Source organism: Thermotalea metallivorans, assembly GCF_001562415.1.
Lineage (GTDB): Bacteria > Bacillota > Clostridia > Peptostreptococcales > Thermotaleaceae > Thermotalea > Thermotalea metallivorans.
On record NZ_LOEE01000032.1, the window covers coordinates 61,938 to 87,367 of the forward strand.

Sequence of the window (25,430 nt, forward strand, 5' to 3'; positions counted from 1 at the left end):
TTTTTTTTACACTTTTTTATGCTGTATGATGACTTGGTTGATCTTGCTTAAAAATTTCAGGATGGCCTTCTCTTCGTTCAATGTAATATCCGCCAAAACAAAATTCAACAGTTCCCCATGCTTTTCATTATTTTTATGCCATAGCTGTCTGCCCTGCTCCGTTAAGCGCAAAACATAAACCCGTTTATCTTCCTGGGATTTTTCTTTTTCCACATATCCGCAAGATACCAGCTTGCTGGTGGAAGAAGCAATGATTCCCCGGTCTATTTCCATTTCATTCACCAACTCGTAGATCTTTTTGCTTTCTTCCTCTCCAATCTTCTTCAATATGTAAATATCCAAGAGGGACAGTTCTTCTGTCTTTACGCCTTTCTTAAAACCTGCCCGGTCATAAATCAAAACGCGGTGCACCAGTTTCTCCAGCATTTTATTGATTTCTTTGTAATAATTTGCCATATCGATCCTCCAACCACATATGCTGGTGCTATTATACCATAGTTGAGAATATATTTCAAAGAAAAAACGGGTCAGCTGTCCCATGGGATCAACTGCCCGTATCGGTACATCCTATTCTTTCCCGGCTGCCACTTCCCTTAGGGCACCCATCAGGTCATCCACGCGGTCTAAAGCGTCCATCAGGGCAGGTACAACCTCATACAGATCCCCTACAATGCCGTAATCAGCCACCTGGAAAATCGGCGCCCCGGCATTTTTGTTAATAGCAATGATAATATCTGAATTTTGCATGCCGGCAATATGCTGAATTGCACCGGAAATACCGCAGGCAATATAAATCTTAGGCTTTACCGTTTTGCCTGTTTGTCCTACCTGATGGGCATGATCAATCCAGCCTGCATCTACCGTAGCACGGGAGGCGCCCACTACACCGCCCAACTTGTCGGCCAGTTTTTCCAAAAGGACAAAGCCTTCTGCCTTGCCTAAGCCCCTGCCGCCTGCCACAATCACTTCTGCCTCTTCCAGAGCAACCTTTGTCTTATGGGCTTTTACAATTTCCACGACCTCTGTTCGGATATCACTTTTTTCTAAAGCCACCGAGAAAGTAATGATTTCTCCTTTTCTGCCCTCTGCCTTCTTGGCTTTATCCATCACCCCCGGTCTTACGGTGGCCATTTGGGGCCTGTGATTTGGACAGATGATGGTTGCCATGATGTTGCCCCCAAAGGCGGGGCGGGTTTGCAACAACTTCTTGTCCTCCGGATCAATCTCCAGCTTGGTACAGTCCGCCGTTAATCCCGTATCCACCCTGGCAGCCACCCTTGGCGCCAAATCCCTTCCAATATGGGTGGCTCCCATCAGCACAATTTCAGGTTTTTCTTTATGGATGAGATCACTCAATACCTTCGTGTAGCCGTCAGTGGTATACTTTTCCAAAAGAGGATGTTGTCCTAGATACACTTTGTCAGCACCATATTGGATTAAGTCCAGGGCCAATCCTTCCACATGGTTTCCCAGCAGTACAGCACAAAGAGAAACGCCTATTGCATCTGCCAGCTTCCTTCCTTCCCCCAACAGTTCAATGGCCACAGGCATAATCTTTCCTTGTCTCTGCTCTGCAAATACCCAAACATTTTTATATTGGGCAAGATCCTTTTTTTCTTTTTCCCATTCTTCCCGGATGATGGCGTCAAATTTGCACGCATCCAGACAAGCGCCGCACGCCACGCATTTGTCGTTGATCACCGCCTTCTTGCCCACCATTTCAATGGCATCAAAAGGACAAGCCTTTAAACACAACCTACATCCGATACATTGATCTTCTAATACCAAAATCGCCATCTGTCTCCCTCCATTTCTCCCCTATATCACGTGTTTTTGCTTCAAATGGATTACCAATTGCTCTACCATCTCTTTGGTGGTTCCCTGGAGCATCACGCCTTTTCCTTTGGGCTCCGGTGTAAAGGAACGTTTTACCTGGGTAGGAGAAGCTTCTAGTCCCACTTCATCCTTTTTTACATCAATATCGGCCAAAGTCCATACCTTTACTTCCTTTTCCCGGAAGGCATCATAAATGCCTCCGATAGACATATATCTCGGTTTGTTCAGCTCTTTGATGGCCGTCAGCAATACGGGCTTTCTTGCTTTAATGATCTCATACCCATCTTCCAAGGCTCTTTGCACCCGAATTGTATCTCCATCCATTTCAAACTCCTGTACATAGGAAACTTGTGGAATCCCCAGCCTCTCCGCCAACTGGGGCCCCACTTGGGCCGTATCACCATCGATGGCCTGCCTCCCTGCAAAGATAATATCATAATCCCCAATTTTGCGAATGGCTGCCGCCAGTGTATTGGATGTGGCCCAAGTATCGGCACCGGCAAAGGCCTTATCGCTCAAAAGTATGGCTTCATCGGCCCCCATGGCCAAACACTCCCTTAATACTTCGTCGGCTTGGGGCGGTCCCATGGTAATCACTGTAACCTGTACGTCCTCCATCTTATCTTTAAGCCGCAGGGCCTCTTCCAAAGCATTTTTGTCGTCGGGGTTCAAAATGCTCGGAACCCCGTCCCGGATCAAGGTCCCCTTCACCGGATCAATTTTTACTTCGTTTGTATCAGGAACTTGCTTTACGCAAACAATTATCTTCATCCTTCTTCTCCTCCCTCTTTCTTGCCATGTCCATGAATAGAAAATCTAAAAGTCTTGCAACAAAGATTTTTTTATCAATAACATCGGCCGCCCGTTGGAATCCATAAAACATATGGATTTGCAAATGATCCGACGCTTTCCATCGATGGCCTTATCTTCAGCGGATTACTGCCCCCGCAATGACCATTCTTTGTACTTCGGAAGTTCCTTCGTAGATCTCCGTAATTTTGGCGTCCCTCATCATGCGCTCCACGGGATAATCCTGGGTATATCCGTATCCACCGTGGAGTTGTACGGCCTTGGTGGTTACATACATGGCTGTTTCTGCTGCAAAGAGTTTTGCCATGGCTGCCTCTTTTCCGTAAGATAGGCCTGCCGACTTTCTCCACGCTGCATTGTATACTAGCCAGCGGGACGCATTGACCCTCGTTTCCATATCTGCGACCTCAAATTGCAAGGCTTGAAATTTCCCAATAGGTTTCCCAAACTGCTCCCTTTGTTGAATATATTTGACGGTCTCGTCCAAGGCCCCTTGGGCTATCCCTAAGGCTTGGGCTGCAATTCCGATTCTGCCGCCGTCAAGGGTGGACATGGCAATGGCAAAGCCTTTCCCTTGAGTTCCCAGCAGGTTTTCCTTTGGAATTCTGCAATTTTCAAAAATCAGCTCCGTGGTAGCCGATCCCCTGATACCCATCTTTTTTTCCTTCTTTCCAATGCTAAAACCGGATGTGCCTTTCTCCACGATAAAAGCGGAAATCCCCTTCACCCCTTTGGACTTGTCGGTCATGGCAAAAATCACATAAATATCTGCCGTTCCACCGTTGGTGATAAAGATCTTTGTACCGTTTAACACCCAAGCATCTCCATCCAGCACAGCCGTCGTCTGCTGTCCTGCGGCATCGGTTCCGGCATTGGGCTCCGTCAAGCCAAAAGCCCCCAATTTTTCTCCCTTTGCCAAAGGCATCAAGTATTTTTGTTTTTGTTCTTCTGTACCATATTTCCAAATGGGCCAACATGCCAGAGAATTGTGGGCAGAACAAATAACGCCGGTAGTAGCACATGCCCTTGAAAGCTCTTCTACTGCAATGGCATAAGAAATTTCATCGGCTCCGGCCCCACCGTATTCCTTGGGGATGATCATTCCCATCATACCGTATCGATTCATTTTTTCAACGGTTTCCATAGGAAATCGTCCTGTTTCATCAATTTCTGCCGCCAAAGGTCTAACCTCGTTTTCAGTAAAATCCCTCATCATTTTTCTAACCATTTCCTGTTCTCTCGTCAATTGAAAATGCACCTTGATTCCCTCCTCTATATGCAAATGTGATATTTTTTTCACAGCGCCATCGGAAATGTCATGCATGAATCATGCCAGTTGCAAGATTTTTGTTAATAAATCTACAATGTCTTCAACATCGACTCATTCCTCTTCCTTGCCCCTGCCATTTTAGGCCCTTGGCTTCCCTGCAGCCCTTTTGGGAAAACATGGAATCAAAAATTAGTATATCTGCCTTGTACTTGATACAAAACAAAAAAGTGTACAAAAAACTGTACACTTTTTGTTGTTTCATCTTCTTTTTTGTAAAAGTTCGTTAATCACATGACAAACAACTGTCTACTTCTCCGTACACTGTGCATAATTCTGTACAGATACATCTACAGCAGATCAAAGCTGCCATAGACCTAGACCACCCCTTCCTAAAGAGTTCCTGAGGATTCGTTCTGACAGTGCTTTAGCAAGAAAGACAGCGTAAATAGACTCTCACTCAGATGGACATTTTCCACTACCACATGGGCCGGGACCTTCAAATCCACGGGCGCAAAATTCCATATTCCTTTGATCTTGCCCTTTACCAATCTGTCTGCCACACTTTGGGCTTGGGGGCCCGGTGTACAGATAATCCCGATATCAATGTTGTTTTCTTTAATATATTCTTCGACGGTATCGATGTCTTTGATTTCAATATCTCGAATCTTTAATCCGATTAATTTTGGATTCATATCAAACATGGCCTTTGGTACAAAACCAGCCTTTTCAAAATTCGTATAATTAGCAATGGCCTGACCCAGATTTCCGGCTCCTACAATGATTGTACGATAAGTTCTATCCAAACCCAATATTTTTCCTATCTCATAGTACAATGCGTCCACATTGTAGCCGTAGCCCTGTTGTCCAAAACCTCCAAAATTATTCAGATCCTGTCTGATTTGGGAGGCTGTAAAGCCAATCACTCTGCTCAATTCCTTGGAAGATATTCTTGTAATATTTTTGTCTAAAAGATCTTTTAAATATCTATGATATTTTGGCAGCCTTCGGATAACAGCCATGGAAATTTTCGTACTATCTTTCTCCATCCATATCTTCTCCCATTTTTATAATTTTTTGTTTAATATTATAGCATTTTGATATAAATTTGTCAATTTGATGGCCCATAAAGATTATTTACACGTATTTTTCCGTATTTTCTGCATGATATAGCTAAGGATTTTACTTATGCTGCTTTTTTGGTACAATAAAGTAGAATGAATTGACTTGAACATATGGGGGATTTTTATGATTATATTATCTTGCAACAATCTATCAAAATCCTTTGGTATAGATTGCATTCTAGATCATGTTTCCTTCTCTGTGAGCCAAGGAGAAAAGGTGGGAATTGTAGGTGCCAATGGAGCCGGGAAAACCACTCTCTTTAGAATATTAACCGGTCAGTATCCCTATGATGAAGGGGATATCTACCTGTCAAAGAATCTTTCCATCGGGTATCTGGAACAAAGTGCTGCCCTTGCACCGGAGAATACGATTTTTCAGGAGGCCCTCCATGTTTTTGATGATCTAATAGCTATGGAAGAAAAACTGAGGATTTTGGAACAGCAGATTGCCACAGCGGGACAGCATAGCGATCACGATGCCCTGCAGCATCTGATGGAGGACTACGCCCGCCTGTCGGAAGAGTTTCAAAACAGGAATGGTTACGGCTACAGGAGTGAAATCCGCGGTGTCTTAAAGGGGCTCGGGTTTTGCGAGGAAGAATTTGATCAACCCATCTATCAGTTGAGCGGTGGGCAAAAAACCCGCTTGCATCTGGCCAAGCTTCTTCTGGGAAAACCTGATATCCTCATGCTGGACGAGCCCACGAATCACTTGGATATCGAAGCCACCGAATGGTTGGAAGCATTTTTGAAGTCTTACCCCGGCACAATCCTGACCATATCCCATGACCGTTATTTTTTAGATGAAATTGCAAATAAAATCTTTGAAATTGAGCACAGAAAACTGACTATTTACAATGGCAATTACAGCGATTATGTGGAAAAGAAAAAAATACTGTATGAGCAAAAACTCAAGGAATATGAGGAACAGCAAAAGGAAATTGCAAGACAAGAAGAAATGATTCGCCGATTTAAGCAGCATGGAACGGAAAAACTGGCGAATCGGGCAAAAAGTCGAGAAAAACGCTTGGAGCATATGGAACTTGTGGACAAGCCCTTATGCTATAACAAAAGGACAAACATTCGCTTCGAAACCAGAATCAAAAGTGGCGATGACGTACTGAAAGCAGAAAACCTGTGCAAGTACTTTGGTGAAAATAAACTTTTTGAAAATGTCAGCTTTGATGTGCATCGGGGAGACAAAATCGGTCTTATCGGCCCCAACGGCATTGGAAAATCTACCCTGCTGAAAATCATCCTGGGTAAAATAGACTACAACGCCGGCCAGATCAAAACAGGTTATCATGTTCACCTGGGCTATTATGATCAAGAACAATCCGATCTGAATCTTTCCAATACCGTCATCGATGAAATCTGGAAAGAAAATATCCTGTTGACCCAGACAGAAGTCCGCACCCTTTTGGGTTCCTTTCTGTTCAGCAATGATGATGTTTTCAAGACCATTGCCTACCTCAGCGGCGGGGAAAAAAGCCGGATAGCCCTCTTAAAGCTGATGCTCTCCAAAGCGAATTTTCTGCTGATGGACGAGCCGACCAATCATCTGGACATTGCCTCCAAAGAAGTGCTGGAGGAGGCCTTAATCAACTATGACGGCACCCTCCTGGTCATTTCCCATGACCGATATTTTCTAAATAAAGTAACCAATAAGATCCTGGAATTGTCCCCCGACGGCATAAAAGAATATCTGGGCAACTATCGGTATTATCAAGAAAAGAAACGGGAATTCCAAAATCCTGTTGTTGAAGAAACCGATGGGCAGAAAACAAAGACCCAAATGAAGGATGAAAAGAGAAGAGAAAGGGAAAAGCGGGAAGAAGCAAAAAAGAGAAAAAAGGAGCAGGAATCCATCGAAACAAGAATCTTCATGATCGAAGAACGCATGGCCGAACTGGAAGCCTTGATGTGTCAGGAAGAAGTATATGCCAATCCCCAGCGAAGCAAAGAGGTCCACGAAGAAACCAATGCCCTCAAAGAGGAATTGGAATATCTGTATGGCCAATGGGAAACATATATAGAATAATCCTAGAAAAAACCGTGAGAGGGGACAGTTCTCTGTAACGTGCTATTACTATGTTTCATAAGTTTTGATTTTTGAATTATGAAATATCCTCGATATATAGTTAAAAAGTTGCCTAAAGTAAAAACAATGTTTTTTGAAATATATGGAAATAAAATACTTGCAAAACACTTATACTATGGTATAATTTCCATAGTATTGCAATGCGAAAATAACAAAGTCTTCCGTTGGAAGATTTAAAGGAAGACTTTGTTGAAACACATGACGGAATTTATGCCTTATCCACAATTTATGAAAGTACATAATTTCCCTATGTGTTATAAAAAATGATTCACGGGGGTATATATGCGAAAATTAATCCTATTTTTGTGTCTATTTGTATTAGGATTTTCTATGGTGTATGCAATGACAAATAAGTATATAATGAAAGATAAACAAGAAATGATTCCCCCTGGATTAACATGGGATAATACTACGGAGATAATTGATTGTAAAAATGGGTCGTGGACAATAGAGACATTTCCTGATAAATACTGGCGCCCATTTGATGAATTACAAAGTGAAGAAGTATTAAATATCCTTGAAAATGGCGAAAAAGTAGCTGAGTTTGGTTGTCCGGAGGCAGCTAAATTAAATAAAAATTCAAAAGACTTAGTAATAATTAGAGGACAATATTTGGGGGGCTCTGGCTTAATGAATCTGGGAGCTCAAGCTATTTTTAGGGGGGCCGATGATTTAAAATATTATGCGACATATTATTTGCTGGATACTGACTTAGAAAGAGTGTTGCTTTATGAAAGATTAAAGCCAAATATGGTTGTTAGGATCCATGCTTATGTCGATCCGAAACCTACTGATAATTTAGAGATAGGCAGAAAGGTATATAATTTTTATCCAGTTAAATTTGAAATATGGGAAATAAAAGAAGATAGCGAATGATAATTCGTTATCTTCTTCGTAATTATTAACCCGTGACAGTGACAGGGGACGGTTCTCTGTCACGCTGTCACATGTCAAGAAATCCATCAATACGTCGAAAGAAAGAGAAGAAAAATTGATGTATAGTAGGCTGGTTATATGTTAAACTTAATGTAAAGAAAGACAAGTTTTGTTCTATGTTTTTTAAATCTTTCTGTAGTATTTTTTATCGGTATATGGTAAAATAAACACGTCAAATTCCACCTTGGTGGTAATTATAAAAATTATTTAAGGGAGGTCATACAAAGATGGTATTTGAAAAAATAAAAGAAATCATTATTGAGCAATTAGGTTTAGAGGATGATGCTGACATCACCATGCAAACTTCTCTAATGAGAGATTTGGAGGCAGACTCTTTAGATGCCGTTGAAATTATTATGGCTATCGAAGATGAGTTTGATGTGGAAATTCCCGATGAAGATGCAGAAGCCTTCAAAAATATCGGTGATATCGTAAGATACGTTGAAGAAAAAATGTAGTTTGGACTATCCAAACTACATTTTATTTTTTTTGTTCTTTTTTGGTTCTTTTTTGAATAAAAAGGGCATATATATTCTATGGGGGAAATGTGCGTATTTTCATCCACAAGTTTTCCACAGAATCCACATTTTTATCCACACAGGAAAACAGTTTTTCCCTGAATTCTATCGTTTATCCCCATTATCCACATTCTCATCCACAATTTGATGCACATGGGGTTGGGGGTAATTTGTTTTGTTCTCATATACCTCCCCAAGCTTTAGGTTTGGTACTGCATTCAAATATAAATCAGCCGTATATCCTTTCAAATAGTTATAGTAGGCAGCACAGCCGATCATGGCCCCATTGTCGGTACACAGATCAAGGGATGGATACTTCACCTTGATTCCTATTTTTTCTGCCTCCATTTTTAAGGTCTGTCTCAAGGCGCTGTTGGCCGCCACTCCTCCGGCCAACACGATTTTGTCTGCTCCTTTTCTTCTTGCACCTTCCAATGTCTTGTTTACCAGCACTTCTATGACAGCTTGCTGGAAAGCAGCGGCCACATTCTCTACAATGATTTCCTTTCCCTTCTGTCTCTGGGTATGAAGGTAATTTAATACCGCCGATTTCAAACCGCTAAAGCTGAAATCAAGGCTGCCGTTTTCCAGATAAACCCTTGGAAAATAAATAGCCTCAGGATTTCCCTTCTTTGCTAATTGATCAATCAACGGTCCTCCGGGGTATCCTAAACCGATAGCTCTGGCCACTTTGTCAAAGGCTTCTCCCACAGCATCATCCCTCGTTTTGCCCATAATTTCATATTCACCATAATCCTTCACATAAGCCAGATGGGAATGTCCTCCCGATACGATCAGGCATAAAAAGGGCGGCTGAAGCTGGGGGTCCTCAATAAAGTTTGCATAAATATGGCCCTCTATATGATTGACCCCAATGAGGGGAATATTCAAAGCGTAGGCCATAGCCTTTGCCACAGATACACCCACCAGCAAGGCTCCCACCAATCCTGGGCCATAGGTTACACCGATTTGATCAATTTCCTTAAAAGAAACGCCAGCAAGATCTAATGCCTCTTGTATCACCATATCCACGTTTTCCACATGCTTTCGAGAAGCTACCTCCGGCACAACTCCCCCAAACTTTTTATGCAATTCCGTTTGGGATGAAATCACATTGGAAAGAACCTCTCGCCCGTTTTTCAAAACGGCGGCAGAAGTTTCATCACAGCTTGTCTCTATGGCTAACGTTAATAAGTATTCTCCATTTTTTCCCTTGATAGGATTCTTCATATGAATCACCTGCACTTATCTTTTGTATATCTTCTTTATTATATCCAAATAAGGAGAAAATCGCAAAATGATTTCTATCCATTAATGCAGTTCTCCCTTCTCTTCCCTAAAAGAATCGTTTCTTGGGGCGACCTCTTTTTCAATGTCGCCTATTTGCTCCCTCATTTTTCTGACTTCCCTATCTTTCGTCAGATTGAGCACCTTATAGTTTCCCATGGCCAATCCCGCAATTAATATGCTGTTGAGGAAAATAAGAAATATGAATTCTATCAAAGATCCATGAAAAACAGCCGGGTTTTTAACCCATTGGGTATAGTGATGCACAGAAATTACCACAAAAGATGCAAGAAGAGCAATTAATTTTGGAACCATTTCTTTCGTTTTTTCATTTAGAAACACTTCCTTGATCACCTGGGTAATCAAATTCACTGCCAAAACCATGGTGGTCACCGAGGAAAGATAGTCCATGTTGAACAGACTGATGGCTTGCCTTGCTGCTTCTTCTCCCATTTTTTTCAACTCCTCCATTGATTTTCGAAAAATTCAGCAAAAACATCTTTCTATTACCATATGCATCACCCGAAGAATTTGTTATCTTATTCTCCCAAGTGATTTCCATTATATATCTGCTCTTTTTTAGAAATACTAATAGTAAAATCTAGAATAAGGGATATGGAAAGGAGAGAAACGCTGCATGGAGTACAAAGATCATGGCACAGAACCCCGTGTGGAAGGAAAAGAATATCATAAGGAAGGCACCGCCAACCGCAAAAGAAAAATGACCTATATGTCCAATGAAAATGAATCCTTTTTGCAGAGATTAAGTGATGGGAATATTATGCCCGACGGCCTTTTAACGGCAGTGGATCAAACAAACTTTGTGAATCTTATCATCGGAGAAAGTGCAGCAGAGGAAAATATAGAATCCCATAGGAGACATGAGGATTTGGCCCCATAAAAAAACCGGGCGAAGCCCTTTTCCACGACCAATTGCAAACAAACCCTTGAGATTTGGCTTCCTGCTCAGACCTGCGCCGCTTTTCTAAAATAAAAAAAGGAAAAAAGCGGCTTGCTGATTCGCGACGAAGCCAAAATCTCAAGGGTTTATGAACATTGTATTGCCTTGTCTTCAGTCTGCCGGGTGAAGTCCTTTCACCCGATTTGTTTATTAGTCTTCCACGATTTTGGGTTTTCTGCTGTTTTCGATGGCTTCCTTAATATTATACAGATACGCCCCTATACCAAACAGTATGGCTACCAAAGAAACAAATCCTCCCAGATAGGGCACATAGGATACCAACATCAGAATGAATACCCCCAAAAGCATAGGCAACAAGGGTTTTTCTTCGTTCTTTAGAATGATTTTTCCCAGCCACAGGGCTCCCGGCAGTTTGGCCAGATACAGCATAAGCCCGTATAGCACCAAGGATATGATCCCCAAGGGAATACCGATAACCGTAAACATCAGCAATATGGCGGCAATGGGTGTGACAATCAGCCCCACCACTCCTATGCCTACGGCGTGCCACGGCTTCCTTTCAATGGTAATTGCTGTTTTATCCATGAAATTCCCAAAGACAAGCACGAGAATTGCAGCAATGATCAAATAAGTAATGATTCCAACAGCTTTCCATAGGATATTGAAGGTTTTCAAACCTTCCTCTGCCTTTTTCATTCTTTTATCCATTCCCGTATGGGGCTGTTTATATTCTACACTTCCCGAAACCACACCTTCAGGAATGGTGATTTTTTTTTCGCTGGTGTACTGGAGATTCCCCTCAATTTTTCCCTGGGGACCAAAACGGATCTGATCTGCATTGAGTCTTGCATCTCCCTTGACTAGGCCGTTAATCTGTATCGTACCGGATCCGGCCCGCAAGTCGCCCCCGACTATACCATCAATCACCACAGTCCCTGCAAAGACGTTGATGCTTCCGTCTACAGCAGCCCCTTCCGCTAGGAGAAAATTCCCTGAAAAGGCCGTAACATTTTTGCCGATGTCTCCTGTGATGGTAACATTTCCTCCGGCAATCCGCATGTCACCCTTTACCTGCCCCCCGATCCTGCTATTGCCGCCGATGGCAAGTATATCTCCCATCACAACCCCTGTGTTTTCAAATTCTTCCCCCGCTGCAAAAATATCCCCTCGGATTTCTCCATGATTTCTTATGAAGTTTCCGGCTGCAAAAAAATCTTTTTCAATGATCTCATCCTTTTTTACGATCATGTTGGATTCCTCGCCATTATCGGCAAAGGAGATACCAGGCAACAAACAAACCAAAAGAAAAATCATCCATATGTGCATAAATTTTTTCATACGATCAGCCTCCTATGATTGACATCTCTTATACTGGCCAAAGCTTTTTTATCCGATCTTCCCAAAAACCTTTCCGATAAGACCCCATAATCCATAGATACGATTTCCCAAATCTACGAATTTCATCAAGGCTATAATTTTTGTCTCCCAATGCATTGTGCCATATTTCAGATAAAAGAAAATACTAAGAAAGGCGAAGTAAAGAGAAGCTGCTGCCCACATCCCTACCCTGCTTTTATAGATAGGTTTTTGACGCCTGTAGTACTGCAAATCAATTTCTTTGAAAATGCCGATTTCAAAGTCTTCCGGTGCTTGCCAGTCTTGGATGGATTCTACCCCTTCGATGGCCTCTTTCATCCACTGGAAGTCCCTTCTGCATAGACTGCACTGCTTTAAATGCAAATCCAAATCTCTCTGTCCCATGGCATCCATATTCCTGTCGAAATAATCCATGATCAAACTTGAAGCTCTTTTGCAGTCCATCCAGATTCCTCCTCCTTGATCTCCCTCAATTTTTCCTTCAGCATATTCCTTGCCCGGTGGAGCCTGTTCTTAACTTTTGACATAGGTAAATCCAGCACCTGGCATATATCTTGATAGGATAGACCTTCCTTATGATACAAGATGATTAAAATTCGATAATCCTCGGGGAGCCCATCGATCACCCGGTTGATTTCATCCCGATTGCACCTATGGAAATATACACTTTCGGCACTGGCAGCATCATAGGGCATGCTCAACCTTTCGTCAAGGGACAAAGTTTGTGCTTTTCTTTTTCTGAGGTGGTCTATGCACAGGTTGGTTGCAATCTTAAAAATCCATGTAGAAAATTTATATTCACGATTGTATCCTTTGAGGCTGTAATAGGCTTTGATAAAAACTTCCTGGGCTAAATCTCTTGCCTCCTCTCTATCTTTCACCATCCGCAGACAAATGGAATAGACGCCGTTTTTATACCTTGCAATGAGCTCGTGGAACCTTTCTCCATTTCCCTTTAAAATTTCTTCAATGACTTTATGATCCCTATCCTGCAATGTTGCCACCCCACTTTATCCTCTCATCCATAATTACGACAGATCACCTATTTTGTATGAAAAAATATGCAAAAAGATTTCATATAGATATGGTTGGCTTTTTTTCTATTTTAATAGAAAATCTAGGCCTGCGCCTAGATTTAGCTTGTAGACAAACCCTTGAGATTTAGCTTCCTGCTCAGGCCTGCCCCTAGATTTTTTTCACCCTATGCCTTCATTTTTATAAATGCAAGAACTACACTGATCATCACCCCGACCAACCAAGAACCAAACACAATAATCCCTGCCTTTTTACGATTCATGGAATGGGTATAGGCAAGACCGATGGTAGCTGCCGCCAGATACCAGAGAACAAATACATCCAAGCTGGACAGCAAAGTATGGACAGGTGTACCTGCCTGGGTGTCAGGAAGAAAGACAGCAGGAGAAGTATACACTACAAAATTCTTTGTAACCATAGCAATGATGGTACGAATTCCTTCTCCCAACAGATTGATAATATAGGCATACCCAATGACGGATAATACTGCCTTAAATTTGCCCTTGGATCCGCTGACAACAGATAAAACATGGACAATCCCCGATTTCAGCAGCATGGTAATAAAAGGTGCAAGAGATGCCCCCACAATCCCGGTCCAAAAGCTAATATGCATGATTTCCTCCGGCACTTGTTCCATATGGATTCCTCGGGTTTCGTATTGCTTCATCACTTGCTCCTGGAGAAACTCTTTAAAAATGTCCATTCTGAGCAAAATCAACAACAAAAATCCCAAAATTACCACAACCATCGGAAACAATATCTTCGGTCTCTTTGCAAGATATTCCATGGTTTTGGAAGGCTCTATCAACAGATACTTTAATCTTTCCCACCAAGAAAGCTCTATAACCGCCGCCTCCCCCTGCACTTCCATCACAAGATTGTTTTGAGCTTCTGACATGATCTTCTCCCCCTTTTTATTCATATCTTAAGGCCTCAATGGGATCTAACTTGGCAGCCTTATTGGCCGGATAAATACCGAAAAAGATTCCTACGCCTGCCGAAAAAAGCCATGCCATCATAATGGTCCCCATAGAAACAGAAGGCGGTACTTTGATAAACATGGAAATAAGAAATGAGAATCCGATGCCCAAAACTGTACCGATGACGCCTCCGATACCTGAAATGATAACGGCCTCTACCAAAAACTGCATCAGAATGTCCTTATGTCTTGCCCCAATGGCCTTACGGATTCCAATTTCCCTTGTCCTCTCCGTGACAGATACCAGCATAATATTCATAACGCCAATCCCTCCCACAAACAAGGATATGGCGGCAATGGCGCCCACTACCGTCGTCAGGATTCCTGTCACCTTGTTGACCATCTCCAATTCTCCCTCTGCCGTATAAGTCCTGTATTTTCCTTCTCCTATATTGTCATGCCTTCTTTCAATAAACTTTACCATGTCATTTAATGTTTCCTTGACATTCACATCTTTTTCCATATTCATTTCTATGCCATATATACGGTCGCCAATACCTAAAATTTTTTCCATGGTGGAAATGGGAATATAGACGGTGGCTGGCTGCTCAAAATTAGCCACATTGCTGAAAGGCGCTTTGGGCGTTTTATAAAGGCCTACTATCACCAAGGACAAATTCCGATAGCGCATCTGTATGAGAATATTTTCTCCAATCACATTGGTTCTTCCAAAGACCTTCATGGCAGTATTCTCATCGATCACCGCCACTTCCCGTTTGGCCTTTATATCTCCTTCCAGCAGATATCTGCCCTCTAACATCTCAATTTTTTCAATCTTATTGTAGAATTCATTGACCCCGCTCAGATTGATATTCAACAATTCCTTCTTTGCCACAATCTTTCCCGTATCCTGCAAGCTAGGACTTAATGCCACAATTTTATCCGAAAAAACCCGCCTTAAGGCTTCCAGATCCCCATAGTTGAAATAATCTCTAGCCGTAGGATTTTCCCGCCAATTGGTAGTTAAGTACACACGGTTGACCCCGAATTGCTCGAATTCCTTCCCGATAGCACTTTGACTTCCCTTCCCCAAGGCTACTACAGCAATGACAGAGGAAATCCCGATAATAATTCCCAGCATCGTCAAAAGAGACCGCATTTTATTTACCCAGATGGCATTCACCGCTACTTTGACACTCTCTATGAAATTCATCCCATCACCTCAATTTTCAAAAGCATATACCCTACAGGCCGGAAATCATGGTGCGATTTTCTACAGCCCTATCCTCCACGATCTCCCCATCCCGAAAGGCTACAATCCGCTTTGCATGGCTGGCGATGTCCGCCTCATGGGTAACCAGCACAATGGTGGAGCCTTCTTCGTTCAGTTGCTGAAATATGGCCATAATTTCCTTTCCCGATTTGGAATCTAGATTTCCCGTGGGCTCATCCGCTAAAATAATTGCAGGATCATTGACCAGGGCTCTAGCTATAGCGACCCTCTGCCGTTGCCCTCCTGAAAGTTCGTTTGACTTATGGTGCATACGATCGGCCAATCCCACCCGTTGGAGGGCTTCTTTCGCCCTTTCTACCCGCTCCTTCGAAGGGATTCCTGCGTACATCATGGGCAGTTCTACATTTTTTAGGGCAGACATACGGGGCAGCAGATTGAAAGATTGAAAGACAAAGCCGATTTTTTTATTGCGAATCGCTGCCAATTGTACATCATTTAGTTCTTCTATTTTTTCTCCATCCAATCGGTATCTTCCCTCCGTCGGCCTGTCCAAACATCCCAAGATATTCATCAGCGTCGATTTTCCAGAGCCTGACGGTCCCATAACAGCCACAAATTCTCCCCGATGGATTTCCAGGCAGATTCCCTTCAGAGCTTCCACTTGGATGCTGCCTGTGCGATAGATCTTGGTAAGATTATCAATTTTTATCATTGTCCATCACCTTATTTTCCTTGACCGCTTCTCCATCCTTTAGTTTCTCCGTAGGATTCATAATCACACGATCATTTTCCTTGAAACCTTTTCCTATCACTTCTACTGCCAGATCACTTTCAATACCCGTTTGAATCACATGTTCCTTTGCTTTTCCTTTTTCTACAGTAAAAATTACTTTCTCTCCGTTTTTCTTTGTGAAAATCGCTTCGTAGGGGACCACCAAAACTCCTTTTTTGCTTTCTGTCAAAATATCCACATTTGCCGTAAAGCCCGGCTTCATATCTGTATTTTTATCTATTACCTCAATCTTTACTCGAACCACCGTTTCCTTTCCCTGGCCCGTATTGTTGGATACGGCCATGGCATCTATGTACTTCACCCGGCCTCTGTAGATTTTTCCCTCAAAGGCGTCCCCTGTAATTTTTACCCCCTGGCCCAATTTTACTTTATGAATATCGTACTCACTAATATTGGTAACAATCTCTAAAAGATCCGTATTCACGATGGTCATCAAGGGCATATTGACCGATGCCATGCCTCCTTCTAAGGCATTCACGCTCACCACGGTTCCCCCTATAGGGCTTTGGACTGTATATTTTGCCAATTCTTTTCTTAATCGCTCAACACTTAATTCCGACAGACTCACTTGTTTTTCCTGGGTACTTATTTTCGAATTTTTTCTCCCATGATCAAAATTTTTTTGTGCCAATACATAATGATTATAATTTTGATCCATGAGGCTCTTCGCTGCATCTAGTTCACTTTTGCTCACGGCACCTGCTTCATACAACTTTTTTTTATTCTCATAGGCCCGTTGGGCATCCCTGTACTGGATCTCTGCATTGCTTAGGGCAATTTCCAATTCGATATCGCCTTCATTTTTCAACTGTTGAAGAGTATCCCGATCCATGGCCAGCTTCATCTCTGCTTCCCTAATTTGATAATCCAGATCTCCCGTTGCCAGCTTCACAAGGGCCTGTCCTGGTTCAACCCGATCTCCCTCCTTGACCAGCAGTTTCTCTATTTTACCGGATATATCGGGCAGGACATCCCTTTTTTCCATGGAAAGCACCTCGCCACTGGTAAGAATATGGGATTCCATATCTTGTTTCTCTATAGGCGCAGTTTTTACAACAATGCCCTTCTCCTGTTTTTTCTGACTTGCCTTTACGGCAGCGGCCCCTACAAACAAGACAATCACAAGGGCAGCACTGATCATGACCCACATTTTTTTCTTTGTTTTTTCCATTTCTGCGACCCCTTTCCTTATGACACTTCCATGATTGATTACGTGATTTGCAAAAGAATGTCTGAAAAATCATGTGAAAAATATGGAAAAATAGGAAAAGACGACCCTTCGCCGTCTTTTATCTTCCCTGTCGCCACATAATCACTGCATCCTCATGATTATCCCCATAGTATTCGGGACGAATCCCACAGGCCTCAAATCCGTATTTCCGATACAGATTTTGGGCAATATGATTGGAAACCCTTACCTCCAGGGTCATTTGCCCAATTTTTTCTTTTTCTGCCTCCGCAATAAGTGCTTTCACAATCAAATCTCCATAACCTTTTCCCCGCTCTTCGGGATGAACCGCAATATTGGTGATATGAGCTTCATCTACAATCAGCCACATGCCTCCATAGCCTGCAACTTTTCCATCCGCCTCTACCACCACGTATCTTGCAAATTTATTTTTATCAATTTCCGTTTCAAATGCCTCCTGAGACCATGGAATTGAAAAACAACACCTTTCAATTTCCATCACTTGGGGAACATCCGCCAGAGTCATCTTTCGAACCTGTACTGCACCCATCCTTCTCACACCTTTTTCCTTTTTTCTTCATATTGTCTTTCTGCCTCTGATTTTCTCAAATAGTCGGGAACCAGCGCATAAAAGCTTTTTACTTCCCCGGCTTGAGCCTTTTGCAGTGCCAATTGGGCCACAGAAGAAGCACGGGGCATTTTGACGGTACTGGGCGGCAGTATCATCCGTTCACCCAATTGATCTGATAAGATCTTCCAATACTTTTCCACTCCATCTCCTACAAACACTACCTTTTCCGGTCTTTCCAACAGCTTTGCAATGAATTCCTCCAAAGCAACAGCCATTGGTGCTTCGATTCTGTGCAAATCTCCTCCATTCCATTGATATAGGGCAGTATATACTTGATTCCTCCTGGCATCCAGAATAGGGCATATCAAACCTTGACAAAAAGGCAGATTAAAGGCCAGGGCATCCAAGGTAGATACCCCCACCACGGGTATGTCCATGGCATGGGCAAGCCCTTTTGCCGTGGCAACCCCTATCCTTAATCCTGTAAAGGAACCGGGCCCTTCAGCCACTGCAACCAGGTCTATGGCTTCCATGGTCAACCCGCAGCTCCTCAGCAGTTCATCAATCATAGGCATCAATTTTTGCGAATGGGTCCTTTCGTGGTTGATGGTATATTCTCCCATTAATTTTTCATCATCCATCACTGCCACCGATGCAACCATGGATGACGTATCCAAAGCAAGTATCTTCATTCTGATTTCAACTCCTCTATGATTTGCTGGAAATGTTCCGTAGTGCCCCTCAGTACAATCTCCCGATCATGCACTCCCGATCCCTTGGTAATATGTATCCAAAGATGCTCTTCTGGAATCAATTCCTCTATCTTGGATGCCCATTCAATGATACAAACACCATCTCCATAAAAATATTCCTCATAGCCCAAATCTTCCATTTCTTCTATCCTTTGAATCCGATATACATCAAAATGATACAGGGGCAACCTTCCTGAATATTCGTGGATCAGGGTAAAGGTTGGACTGGTGACCTCCTCCTCCACTCCCAAACCCTTTGCAATCGCCTTTGACAGCGTGGTCTTCCCTGCGCCCAAGTCCCCCGTCAAGCATACTACATCACCCTGCTGCAGCAAGGTTCCCAGCTTATACCCCAATTGAAAGGTTTTTTCCTCATGATAGCTGGCAATCTTCATTCCATTGGCACTCCTACCCATACAATTGATCTATCCCTTCACTTTAGTTTCTCCCAAATCATATCATCATTATATATGTAATGGAAAAACAGCGCAAGGGTAGAAAAACATCCCACGGGAATGGGATGTTCTTATCTTCTTAATCTTCCAAAACAGGCGGATACAAATAGCATAGCAGCATAAATACCCAGGATAAATAAAATTGCCGAAACAATGAAATACAAAGCATCACCTTCTCCTATGCTTGATCCTACACTACCATTATATCTTTCCAATTTCAGGATGTGACCTATATGTGACCACAAAAAAAGCTGCCTTTTCGACAGCACTAAGATACATCCTCTTTCTCACCAAGTGAACTTTCCTTATAATATCGTATGATCAGCTCATCCAGCATTTGGCTCAATATTACAACCTCTTCATCTGTACCCATATTTTTATCCATCATCAACTGTTCCAATCGGCTTCTGACTTCATTAATTCTTGCGGCTAGCCTCTCTTTGGCATTATCGGTCATAATATCCACCCCCTGTTTGTTTATTATATACCGCGGAAGGGTGGAAAAAAAACAAAATTTAAAACATAATTTTTTTGGCTTTTCGACATTTTCAACTCCTGAGGAGTATTTTGCCCATAGAAACCAAGCAAAGGCTTTACTTCACAATCTTCCTTAGGATACTGAATTCCTGCTGCAGTGAAATATTTTTCTTCCTGCATATATATCCGATCCATCCCAACACCAGATCATGGGGTACGAAGAAAAGCAGCCTAAGCCATTCATCGGCCAGGATCTGGGCAATGTCCACTGGAAAGAAAATATACACACATCCTTCTATGATTGTAATCACTGCAAAGGATAAAAGGGCGGCAATGGCAGCCGTTGGAATATTTACCTTTACAAATATGCAGGTATATATCACCAAGGTGATCAGCTGCACAACCGTATGCCACCCAAAAACTGTATATCTCCTAATGAAATAGGCACTGATTCCCTGCAATATCCCTACCATAATGAGTTTTTTCCATGATGGTCTTACCCCCAAGAGAGACAATCCTGCCCACAGGATCAAGATTGCTTCCGGTATAGCTCCCAATATTACAACATTTATCGGCAATATATCCATATTCCCATGTCTCCTTTTCCTGTCTATGCGCTGTCGGCCTCCAGCTCATCCCAATACTCCACAGAACCTGTTCTGTACATGCCGGTGACTGCCAACGGATTTACTTCCTTTGATACACCACTTTTCCATCAATCATCGTATATTCTACCGTCGATTTTAATTCGAAGGGATGTCCGCTCCAGATGACAACATCGGCATCCTTTCCTTCTCGGATACTCCCTACCCGATGATCAATCCCCAGAATTTCTGCCGCGTTAATGGTGATAGCCTTTAACGCCTCCCCTTCATCCATCCCTGCCTTCACCGCTAGTCCTGCGCACACCGGCAGATATTGCACAGGAATGACGGGATGGTCCGTCATAATGGCAATCTTCACCCCTGCCCTGCTCAATATGCCCGCAGTTTCAAAAGTCAGATTCTTTAATTCATATTTGGACCGCTCTCCAAGACTGGGACCTACCACAGCCCATAATCCTTCTTCACGAATATGGCTGGCAATCAGATGTCCCTCTGTACAGTGCTCCAGTGTAACCTTGACGCCAAATTCTTTAGCAATGCGGATCGCCGTGAAAATATCATCAGCCCGGTGGGCATGGGCCTTCAAAGGAATCTCTCCCCTTAAAACAGGAAGCAAAGCTTCCATCTTCATGTCAAAGCTCGGTTTTTTCGACGGATCTTCCATAGCTCTCTCCAGTTTGGCAGCATATTCCTTGGCCTTATACAGGGTATCCCGCAATATGGCCGCCGTGGCCATTCTCGTACTGGGAGACTGCTTTCTCTCATGGTATACCCGCTTAGGATTCTCTCCAAAGGCACATTTCATGGCAACAGGCTCCTTGATAATCATATGATCCACCCTGTCTCCATATGTTTTGATGGCAACAAATTGTCCTCCGATGACATTGGCACTTCCAGGTCCTGTTGCCACAGAAGTAACCCCTCCCTCATAGGCCTCTTTGAAAGTTTTGTCCATCGGATTAATCGCATCAATTGCCCTTAAATGGGGAGTTACAGGGTCTGTCATTTCATTGCCGTCGGCGCCCTCAAAGCCAATGGCATCCTCCCACATGCCCAGATGGCAGTGGGCATCAATCATCCCCGGCATGACAATCTTTCCCTGGGCATCGATAACCTTTGCATCCAAAGGCGCCACAAGATTTTCTCCAATCTCCTTTATTTTGCCATCTTCAATCAAAATACTGGCCTTCTCGTATACCTTTCCTTCCATCGTGAAAATTTTTCCGTCTTTTATCAAAATCATGGTATTTCCTCCCTCTGTGGATATGAAACTTGCACATTGGATTTTTTATTACATCTTCTACATTTTTTACATAAATCCTGCATGAATGAAAATTTGATGGATGTATGGGCGGCGCCCCTGCAACAAAAAATTTAGCTTTGAAGTTGGATATTTCTATATTATAATATATCTAGGTTTGCTATTTTTTTTTAGCTATTAAAAAATTATAAGTTTATGATTTGTATTGAAAGGAGTATTTCGATGAAAAAGGGAGATTTTTTATGGCTGTTATCTTTATTGGCTGTGGTTGCATTTTTGGTATTCCCTGCCACCCATGAAATTTTTGTTGACTCCACCAAAGCCCACCCCTATATGATGGGTTTTATCAAGGTAGCTATTCTAGCCACCATGGGAGAGTTGCTGGCTGTCAGAATTGCAATGGGAGGTTGGGCAAAACCGGTAGGAACCTTCTGGCGTGTTGTCATTTGGGGCGTTTTGGGTATGTCCTTTGCCGTAGTATTTCCCATCTTTGATGCCGGTGTTCGGACAGCTATAAAAGCAGGTCTGATCCCCAGCTTTGGTGAAAGTCCCATTGCGGCTGCGTTCTTTATCAGCACCGCAATGAACCTTATTTTTGCTCCAACCATGATGGGTCTCCACAGGATTACGGATACCTATATTGAGTTATGTGACGGCAAAATTGCCAACCTCAATCAAGTTACCATCCATAAGGTAGTGGAACATATTGATTGGAAGGGCTTGGTAAGCTTTGTCTATATGAAAACAATTCCATTCTTCTGGATACCGGCCCATACTATTACCTTCTTGCTCCCGCCCGAATACAGGGTATTGATGGCCTCTTTCCTTTCCATCGCCCTGGGTGGAATCTTGGCCTTTGCAAAGAAAAAGGGGCAAGGAAGCAAAAATTAAGCCTTATTATCTAAGCCTATCGCCCCATGGACGATGGGCTTTTATGATTGAGACGGTCAATGAGTGCCACCAGTTCCTCCATGCTGTCCACAACATAATCGGGAGAATGCTGCATATACAGATGGGAAGGCAGGGCGCTCCAGCTTACGGCCACAGAAAGAATCCCCGCATTTTTTGCACATTGTATGTCAAAGGGACTGTCTCCTACCATCATGGCTTCTTCCGGTGTTCCCCCTAACCTCTCTAATGCCATCAACGCCGGCGTAGGATTGGGCTTATGATGCTTGGTGTCATCAGCGCCAATGAGACAGTCGAAATATCCTTCAATTCCAAAGTGCCGCAGACCTTTTGTGGCCGATTCATTTAATCTGGAAGTAACCACTGCCAGCTTATAACCCTTGCAATGCAATGCTTTCAATGCTTCTTTTACGCCCACATGGATCGTAATCAATCGATCAAAATTCTCGATTTGAAAAGTCCTATAGGTATGAATCGCTTCCTCCACACAATCCTTGCATTCCCTCTCCAAGGTAGTTCTTAGAATTTCGCCAAAGGTTTTCACAATATATTCCTTGGAAACTTCTTTCTTCAGATGTTTCCGATAGGTATGCTGGAAAGACTCAATAATTAGATTGTTGGTATCTAATAACGTCCCGTCTAAATCAAACAATATATATTGAATGGCCATATGCTTCTCCTTTCCCTATATTCCTTTCATGCTTAAGGATACCTTGCCCCGTTCTACGTCTATCTTCAGCACCCGTACCTTTACCACATCTCCTACGGATACCACTTCCATAGGATTTCTGACGTACTTGTCGCTCATCTCCGAAATATGGACCAATCCGTCATTCTTTATACCGATATCCACGAAGGCGCCAAAATCAATAACATTTCTTACGGTGCCCGTCAAAATCATGTCGGGTTTTAAATCTTCCAGTTTCAATACATCACTTCTAAAGATGGGCTTTGGCATTTCCTCCCTAGGATCCCGGCCCGGCTTCTGAATTTCCTTCAAAATATCCCTCAGGGTTGGGAGGCCGATCTCCAATTCTTCCGCCAATGTTTTCAAATTTATTCCCTGCATTCTGTTCTGTAAATCTCCCAACTGTCTGTTTTTTACATCCTGCAGCCTATAGCCCAGCCTGGCAAGAAGTCTTTCTGCTGCTTCGTAGGATTCCGGATGTACAGCCGTATTGTCTAAGACATGCTTTCCTTCAGGAATCCTTAAAAATCCTGCACACTGTTCAAAGGCAGAAGGTCCTAGACGAGGCACCTTGAGCAATTCTCTCCTGTCTTGAAATTTTCCGTGCTCTTCCCGATACTTTACAATATTGGCAGCCACCGTCTTACTGATTCCGGCAATATACTGCAGCAGTGACGGTGAAGCCGTATTTAAATCGACTCCCACACTGTTAACGGCATCCTCCACAACGCCCTTTAAGGCCTCATGGAGACGGGATTGGTTTACATCATGCTGGTACTGACCCACGCCTATGCTCTTCGGATCGATTTTTACCAGTTCTGCCAAGGGATCCTGCAGCCTTCTGGCAATGGATATGGCTCCCCGTAAAGATACGTTAATCTCGGGGTATTCCTCCGCTGCCAACTTTGATGCAGAATAGACAGAAGCTCCGGCTTCATTGACGATAACATAATATACAGGCCTTTTCACTTCTTTCAGCATCTGAGCCACAAACAGTTCAGATTCTCTGGAAGCCGTGCCGTTTCCGATAGCAATGATATGAACCCCATACTTTTCAATCAATGCCAGTAACTCCCTTTTGGCTTTTTCCGTTTCTTTCTGGGGCTCTGTGGGATATACCGTAGCCGTGTCCAAAAGCTTCCCTGTTTCATCCACCACGGCAATTTTACAGCCTGTACGGTAGGCGGGATCAAAACCCATCACCACCATATCTTTCACGGGAGGCTGCAGTAGCAGATTCTTCAGGTTTCCTGCAAACACTTTGATGGCCTTCTCCTCCGCCCGTTCCGTCAATTCACTGCGGATTTCTCTTTCCACAGACGGTGCAATCAAACGTCTGTAGCCATCCTCTACGGCCATTTCTACGAGACTTGCACTGATACTTCCTTTGGGTTTGATCGTCTCCTTTTTCAGCAGATGAAGGATTTCTTCCTCCGGTGCCTGGATTTTTACCTTCAAAAATTTCTCCTTTTCTCCCCTATTGATGGCTAACACCCGGTGATCGGGAATCTTTTTCACCGGTTCCCGATAATCGTAATACATTTCATATACTGATTTTGCTTCGCTATCCGTCCCATTGGAAAGCAGCATACCCTTTTCAAAGGTAAGCTGCCTGATTTTTTTCCGGTATTCCGCATCATCAGCCACCAATTCCGCCAAGATATCCAGCGCCCCTTGGATAGCTTCTTCCACCGTATGCACTTCCTTCTCCTGGCTGATATATTCCTTGGCAATTTCCTCAATCGTTCCTTGGAAAATATTTTGCTCCCATATGATTTGGGCAAGGGGTTCAAGGCCCTTCTCCTTGGCAACGGTTGCCCTGGTTCTTCTTTTGGGCCTGTAGGGACGGTATAAATCCTCCACTTCCGTAAGGGTTACGGCTTTTTCAATTTTATCCCTCAGTTCTTCGTTCATCTTGCCCTGTTCTCCGATCAAGCGGATAACTTCTTCTTTTCTTGTTTGCAGATTCCTCAGATAACTCAGCCTGTCAAACAGCTCCCGCAACACCGTATCACTGAGTTCTCCCGTTTGTTCCTTACGATATCTGGCGATAAAAGGAATGGTATTTCCTGCATCAATCAACTCTATCGTATTTTTTACCTGGTATTCCTTCAGATGAAATTCCAACATCAATTGTCTGATGATCACATCCATTTGCCAACATCTCCTTTTTACTTCAATCTATCTCCCATTCTACATTTTTCAGGGAGATGGATCAAGAAAAAAATGGATTCCAGCAATCGAGTAGGAGGTAGATAATTAATTTATCTACCGTCCTCTCACACCACCGGACATACGGTCCCGTATCCGGCGGTTCATCAGGATTAATATCACATAGAAAGCCTTTTAGTTAGAGTAGTGAAT

General features: G+C 43.0%; 27 protein-coding genes. 5 read left to right on the plus strand and 22 right to left on the minus strand.

Annotated elements, in window-relative coordinates; all coding sequences use genetic code 11:
- Positions 1-6: 6 nt before the first annotated feature.
- The 5 genes from AN619_RS08135 to AN619_RS08155 form a co-directional block, all read right to left on the minus strand.
- Positions 7-456 carry a MarR family winged helix-turn-helix transcriptional regulator gene (locus tag AN619_RS08135; RefSeq protein ID WP_068556229.1) on the minus strand — a complete coding sequence of 150 codons (450 nt, stop codon included), beginning with the start codon at positions 454-456 and terminating at the stop codon, positions 7-9.
- 111 nt (positions 457-567) lie between these two features.
- Positions 568-1,797 carry an electron transfer flavoprotein subunit alpha gene (locus tag AN619_RS08140; protein WP_068556230.1) on the minus strand — a complete coding sequence of 410 codons (1,230 nt, stop codon included), beginning with the start codon at positions 1,795-1,797 and terminating at the stop codon, positions 568-570.
- 21 nt (positions 1,798-1,818) lie between these two features.
- On the minus strand, positions 1,819-2,607 hold the full coding sequence (gene etfB, locus AN619_RS08145; protein WP_068556231.1) for an electron transfer flavoprotein subunit beta: 789 nt from the start codon (positions 2,605-2,607) through the stop codon (positions 1,819-1,821).
- Positions 2,608-2,764: 157 nt separating this feature from the next.
- Positions 2,765-3,904, minus strand: a complete 1,140-nt coding sequence (locus AN619_RS08150) for an acyl-CoA dehydrogenase (RefSeq protein WP_068556232.1) — start codon at positions 3,902-3,904, stop codon at positions 2,765-2,767.
- 401 nt (positions 3,905-4,305) lie between these two features.
- Complete coding sequence (locus AN619_RS08155; RefSeq protein ID WP_068556233.1) at positions 4,306-4,962, minus strand: redox-sensing transcriptional repressor Rex; 657 nt, start codon at positions 4,960-4,962, stop codon at positions 4,306-4,308.
- 199 nt (positions 4,963-5,161) lie between these two features.
- Between AN619_RS08155 and AN619_RS08160 the strand changes: the two genes are divergently transcribed.
- The 3 genes from AN619_RS08160 (at position 5,162) to acpP (ending at position 8,532) form a co-directional block, all read left to right on the plus strand.
- Positions 5,162-7,078 carry an ABC-F family ATP-binding cassette domain-containing protein gene (locus AN619_RS08160; protein ID WP_068556234.1) on the plus strand — a complete coding sequence of 639 codons (1,917 nt, stop codon included), beginning with the start codon at positions 5,162-5,164 and terminating at the stop codon, positions 7,076-7,078.
- Between the two features lie 393 nt (positions 7,079-7,471).
- Positions 7,472-8,014 (plus strand): hypothetical protein, encoded by a 543-nt coding sequence (locus AN619_RS08165; RefSeq protein WP_157064959.1) that lies wholly within the window; start codon positions 7,472-7,474, stop codon positions 8,012-8,014.
- A gap of 287 nt (positions 8,015-8,301) precedes the next feature.
- Positions 8,302-8,532 (plus strand): acyl carrier protein, encoded by a 231-nt coding sequence (gene acpP / locus AN619_RS08170; RefSeq protein ID WP_068556236.1) that lies wholly within the window; start codon positions 8,302-8,304, stop codon positions 8,530-8,532.
- A gap of 165 nt (positions 8,533-8,697) precedes the next feature.
- On the opposite strand, the gene tsaD is transcribed toward acpP, so the two are convergent.
- Together tsaD and AN619_RS08180 are read right to left on the minus strand one after the other, a co-directional pair.
- Positions 8,698-9,822 carry a tRNA (adenosine(37)-N6)-threonylcarbamoyltransferase complex transferase subunit TsaD gene (gene tsaD, locus AN619_RS08175; protein WP_083525049.1) on the minus strand — a complete coding sequence of 375 codons (1,125 nt, stop codon included), beginning with the start codon at positions 9,820-9,822 and terminating at the stop codon, positions 8,698-8,700.
- Positions 9,823-9,903: 81 nt separating this feature from the next.
- Positions 9,904-10,332: a hypothetical protein gene (locus tag AN619_RS08180; RefSeq protein WP_068556237.1), complete on the minus strand. Its 429-nt coding sequence runs from the start codon at positions 10,330-10,332 to the stop codon at positions 9,904-9,906.
- Positions 10,333-10,516: 184 nt separating this feature from the next.
- Between AN619_RS08180 and AN619_RS08185 the strand changes: the two genes are divergently transcribed.
- On the plus strand, positions 10,517-10,780 hold the full coding sequence (locus AN619_RS08185) for a hypothetical protein (protein ID WP_068556238.1): 264 nt from the start codon (positions 10,517-10,519) through the stop codon (positions 10,778-10,780).
- Between the two features lie 210 nt (positions 10,781-10,990).
- Here AN619_RS08185 and AN619_RS08190 read toward each other — a convergent pair whose 3' ends face one another.
- From AN619_RS08190 to AN619_RS08255, 13 genes are all read right to left on the minus strand, one after another.
- Positions 10,991-12,139, minus strand: a complete 1,149-nt coding sequence (locus tag AN619_RS08190) for a bactofilin family protein (RefSeq protein ID WP_068556239.1) — start codon at positions 12,137-12,139, stop codon at positions 10,991-10,993.
- Between the two features lie 48 nt (positions 12,140-12,187).
- Positions 12,188-12,622: an anti-sigma factor family protein gene (locus AN619_RS08195; RefSeq protein WP_068556240.1), complete on the minus strand. Its 435-nt coding sequence runs from the start codon at positions 12,620-12,622 to the stop codon at positions 12,188-12,190.
- On the minus strand, positions 12,595-13,182 hold the full coding sequence (locus AN619_RS08200) for a sigma-70 family RNA polymerase sigma factor (RefSeq protein WP_083525050.1): 588 nt from the start codon (positions 13,180-13,182) through the stop codon (positions 12,595-12,597). Before AN619_RS08200 ends, AN619_RS08195 begins: the two co-directional genes overlap by 28 nt.
- A 197-nt stretch (positions 13,183-13,379) precedes the next feature.
- On the minus strand, positions 13,380-14,111 hold the full coding sequence (locus AN619_RS08205; protein WP_198153267.1) for a Yip1 family protein: 732 nt from the start codon (positions 14,109-14,111) through the stop codon (positions 13,380-13,382).
- 16 nt (positions 14,112-14,127) lie between these two features.
- Positions 14,128-15,345 carry an ABC transporter permease gene (locus AN619_RS08210; protein WP_068556243.1) on the minus strand — a complete coding sequence of 406 codons (1,218 nt, stop codon included), beginning with the start codon at positions 15,343-15,345 and terminating at the stop codon, positions 14,128-14,130.
- A gap of 31 nt (positions 15,346-15,376) precedes the next feature.
- Complete coding sequence (locus AN619_RS08215) at positions 15,377-16,078, minus strand: ABC transporter ATP-binding protein (protein WP_068556244.1); 702 nt, start codon at positions 16,076-16,078, stop codon at positions 15,377-15,379.
- The gene (locus AN619_RS08220; protein WP_068556245.1) at positions 16,065-17,330 is read right to left on the minus strand and encodes an efflux RND transporter periplasmic adaptor subunit; all 1,266 of its coding nucleotides are present in this window, start codon (positions 17,328-17,330) and stop codon (positions 16,065-16,067) included. Before AN619_RS08220 ends, AN619_RS08215 begins: the two co-directional genes overlap by 14 nt.
- A 118-nt stretch (positions 17,331-17,448) precedes the next feature.
- Complete coding sequence (gene rimI, locus AN619_RS08225) at positions 17,449-17,898, minus strand: ribosomal protein S18-alanine N-acetyltransferase (protein ID WP_068556246.1); 450 nt, start codon at positions 17,896-17,898, stop codon at positions 17,449-17,451.
- A gap of 5 nt (positions 17,899-17,903) precedes the next feature.
- Positions 17,904-18,611, minus strand: coding sequence for a tRNA (adenosine(37)-N6)-threonylcarbamoyltransferase complex dimerization subunit type 1 TsaB (tsaB, locus tag AN619_RS08230; protein ID WP_068556247.1), 708 nt, complete (start codon positions 18,609-18,611; stop codon positions 17,904-17,906).
- The gene (gene tsaE, locus AN619_RS08235) at positions 18,608-19,066 is read right to left on the minus strand and encodes a tRNA (adenosine(37)-N6)-threonylcarbamoyltransferase complex ATPase subunit type 1 TsaE (RefSeq protein ID WP_068556248.1); all 459 of its coding nucleotides are present in this window, start codon (positions 19,064-19,066) and stop codon (positions 18,608-18,610) included. The genes tsaB and tsaE overlap by 4 nt, the downstream gene beginning before the upstream one ends.
- 328 nt (positions 19,067-19,394) lie before the next feature.
- On the minus strand, positions 19,395-19,583 hold the full coding sequence (locus tag AN619_RS08245; RefSeq protein ID WP_068556250.1) for an aspartyl-phosphate phosphatase Spo0E family protein: 189 nt from the start codon (positions 19,581-19,583) through the stop codon (positions 19,395-19,397).
- A 136-nt stretch (positions 19,584-19,719) separates the two neighbouring features.
- The gene (locus AN619_RS08250; RefSeq protein ID WP_068556251.1) at positions 19,720-20,190 is read right to left on the minus strand and encodes a hypothetical protein; all 471 of its coding nucleotides are present in this window, start codon (positions 20,188-20,190) and stop codon (positions 19,720-19,722) included.
- Positions 20,191-20,290: 100 nt separating this feature from the next.
- A complete protein-coding gene (locus AN619_RS08255; protein WP_068556252.1) occupies positions 20,291-21,451 on the minus strand; it encodes an amidohydrolase in 1,161 nt (386 codons plus the stop codon).
- Between the two features lie 240 nt (positions 21,452-21,691).
- Here AN619_RS08255 and AN619_RS08260 point away from each other — a divergent pair, with 240 nt between their 5' ends.
- Positions 21,692-22,360, plus strand: coding sequence for an Mpv17/PMP22 family protein (locus AN619_RS08260; protein WP_068556253.1), 669 nt, complete (start codon positions 21,692-21,694; stop codon positions 22,358-22,360).
- A 16-nt stretch (positions 22,361-22,376) separates the two neighbouring features.
- Here the strand turns inward: AN619_RS08260 and ppaX are convergent, their stop codons facing one another.
- Together ppaX and AN619_RS08270 are read right to left on the minus strand one after the other, a co-directional pair.
- Positions 22,377-23,048 carry a pyrophosphatase PpaX gene (gene ppaX, locus AN619_RS08265; RefSeq protein WP_068556254.1) on the minus strand — a complete coding sequence of 224 codons (672 nt, stop codon included), beginning with the start codon at positions 23,046-23,048 and terminating at the stop codon, positions 22,377-22,379.
- A 15-nt stretch (positions 23,049-23,063) separates the two neighbouring features.
- Positions 23,064-25,220, minus strand: a complete 2,157-nt coding sequence (locus AN619_RS08270) for a Tex family protein (protein WP_068556255.1) — start codon at positions 25,218-25,220, stop codon at positions 23,064-23,066.
- Between the last annotated feature and the right edge of the window lie 210 nt (positions 25,221-25,430).